A 3127-nucleotide genomic window follows, 5' to 3' on the forward strand; every position below is an offset into this window, starting at 1 on the left:
ACATTTATTGTTGTTTGTTCGGTTTTGAGGGAATAAATTCCTCAAAATTATCTCTACTTTTTACTTGTGAATCAAGTGAGAAAGTAGTAAGATATTTTTTGTACCTTGAAAACTAAATAAGAGCAAGATAATCAACGACATCAAATCATTTTAAAATGATTCAATTTTTATAAATTTAGTAAATTAGTTAAGTGAACAAGGGCGCACGGTGGATGCCTTGGCACTAGGAGCCGATGAAGGACGGGACTAACGCCGATATGCTTCGGGGAGCTGTAAGTAAGCTTTGATCCGGAGATTTCCGAATGGGGAAACCTACTATTCGTAATGGAATAGTGCAGCTATTTGAATACATAGAATAGTTGTGGCATACCTGGGGAACTGAAACATCTTAGTACCCAGAGGAAGAGAAAGCAAATGCGATTTCCATAGTAGCGGCGAGCGAACTGGAATCAGCCCAAACCAGTAGGTTTACCTACTGGGGTTGTAGGACACTTCACATGGAGTTACAAAGAAATGTATTAGACGAATCGATCTGGAAAGGTCAGCCGAAGAAGGTAACAGCCCTGTAATCGAAAGTACATTTTCTCCGAAGTGGATCCTGAGTACGGCGGAACACGTGAAATTCCGTCGGAATCCGGGAGGACCATCTCCCAAGGCTAAATACTCCCTAGTGACCGATAGTGAACCAGTACCGTGAGGGAAAGGTGAAAAGCACCCCGGGAGGGGAGTGAAATAGTACCTGAAACCGTGTGCCTACAAGTAGTCGGAGCACGTTAATGTGTGACGGCGTACCTCTTGCAGAATGGACCGGCGAGTTACGATTGCATGCAAGGTTAAGCGGGTTTTCCGTGGAGCCGCAGCGAAAGCGAGTCTGAAATGGGCGCTTTAGTATGTAGTCGTAGACCCGAAACCGTGTGATCTACCCATGTCCAGGGTGAAGGTCAGGTAACACTGACTGGAGGCCCGAACCCACGTATGTTGAAAAATGCGGGGATGAGGTGTGGGTAGGGGTGAAAAGCCAATCGAACACGGAGATAGCTGGTTCTCTCCGAAATAGCTTTTGGGCTAGCCTCAAGTTTTAGAGTATTGGAGGTAGAGCACTGATTGGACTAGGGGCCCTCATCGGGTTACCGAATTCAGTCAAACTCCGAATGCCAAATACTTTTACTTGGGAGTCAGACAGTGGGTGATAAGATTCATTGTCGAGAGGGAAACAACCCAGACCACCAGTTAAGGTCCCTAAGTATACGCTAAGTGGAAAAGGATGTGAAGTTGCTTAGACAACCAGGATGTTGGCTTAGAAGCAGCCACCATTTAAAGAGTGCGTAATAGCTCACTGGTCGAGTGACTTTGCGCCGAAAATGTACCGGGGCTAAGCGTATCACCGAAACTGTGGATTGTACCGTTGGTACAGTGGTAGGAGAGCGTTCTACTTGCTGTGAAGTCAGATCGTGAGGACTGGTGGAGCGTGTAGAAGTGAGAATGCCGGTATGAGTAACGAAAAAAGAGTGAGAATCTCTTTCACCGAAAGCCTAAGGTTTCCTGAGGAAGGCTCGTCCTCTCAGGGTTAGTCAGGACCTAAGCTGAGGCCGAAAGGCGTAGGCGATGGACAACAGGTTGATATTCCTGTACCACCTCGTAATTGTTTGAGCGATGGGGCGACGCAGGAGGATAAGGAATCGCACAGATGGATGTGCGTCCAAGCAGTTAGGGAGTTAGATAGGCAAATCCGTCTAACAATCTCGAGCTGTGATGGGGAGTGAAATATAGTAGCGAAGTTCCTGATTCCACACTGCCAAGAAAAACCTCTAGTTAAATTACAGGTGCCTGTACCGATAACCGACACAGGTGGGCAAGAAGAGTATTCTAAGGTGAGCGGGAGAACTCTCGTTAAGGAACTAGGCAAAATGACCCCGTAACTTCGGGAGAAGGGGTGCTCCTCTTAGAGGAGCCGCAGTGAACAGGCCCAAGCGACTGTTTATCAAAAACATAGGTCTCTGCTAAGCCGCAAGGCGATGTATAGGGGCTGACACCTGCCCGGTGCTGGAAGGTTAAGGGGATGTGTTAGGCGTAAGCCGAAGCATTGAACCGAAGCCCCAGTAAACGGCGGCCGTAACTATAACGGTCCTAAGGTAGCGAAATTCCTTGTCGGGTAAGTTCCGACCCGCACGAAAGGTGCAACGACTTGGGCACTGTCTCAACGAGAGACCCGGTGAAATTATACTACGCGTGAAGATGCGCGTTACCCGCGACAGGACGGAAAGACCCCGTGGAGCTTTACTGTAGTCTGATATTGAATGTTTGTGCAGCTTGTACAGGATAGGTAGGAGCCTTAGAAGCGTGAGCGCTAGCTTACGTGGAGGCACTGGTGGGATACTACCCTTGTTGTATGAACATTCTAACCCAGGACCGTGATCCGGTTCGGAGACAGTGTCAGATAGGCAGTTTGACTGGGGCGGTCGCCTCCCAAAGAGTAACGGAGGCGCTCAAAGGTTCCCTCAGAATGGTTGGAAATCATTCATCGAGTGTAAAGGCAGAAGGGAGCTTGACTGCGAGACTTACAAGTCGAGCAGGGACGAAAGTCGGACTTAGTGATCCGGTGGTTCCGCATGGAAGGGCCATCGCTCAACGGATAAAAGCTACCCCGGGGATAACAGGCTTATCTCCCCCAAGAGTTCACATCGACGGGGAGGTTTGGCACCTCGATGTCGGCTCATCGCATCCTGGGGCTGGAGTCGGTCCCAAGGGTTGGGCTGTTCGCCCATTAAAGCGGTACGCGAGCTGGGTTCAGAACGTCGTGAGACAGTTCGGTCCCTATCCGTCGTGGGCGTTGGAAGTTTGAGAGGAGCTGTCCTTAGTACGAGAGGACCGGGATGGACACACCACTGGTGTACCAGTTGTTCCGCCAGGAGCATAGCTGGGTAGCTACGTGTGGCAAGGATAAGTGCTGAAAGCATCTAAGCACGAAGCCCGCCTCAAGATGAGACTTCCCATCATTTTAAATGAGTAAGATCCCTTACGAGACGATAAGGTTGATAGGTTCGGGGTGGAAGCGTAGTGATACGTGGAGCTGACGAATACTAATAGATCGAGGACTTAACTAAGTTTTAAGTCAAGTTGATTTGAG

Annotated in this window: 1 rRNA gene; it reads left to right on the forward strand. The window is 49.1% G+C overall.

The features are described 5' to 3' along the window. The first annotated feature begins 185 nt into the window (after nt 1-185). Nucleotides 186-3104 (forward strand): 23S ribosomal RNA (locus SPD45_RS14280). The last annotated feature ends 23 nt before the right edge of the window (nt 3105-3127 follow it).

Origin of the sequence: Pseudogracilibacillus sp. SO10305 (genome assembly GCF_037072005.1) — a bacterium.
Classification (GTDB): domain Bacteria; phylum Bacillota; class Bacilli; order Bacillales; family Amphibacillaceae; genus Pseudogracilibacillus; species Pseudogracilibacillus intestinigallinarum.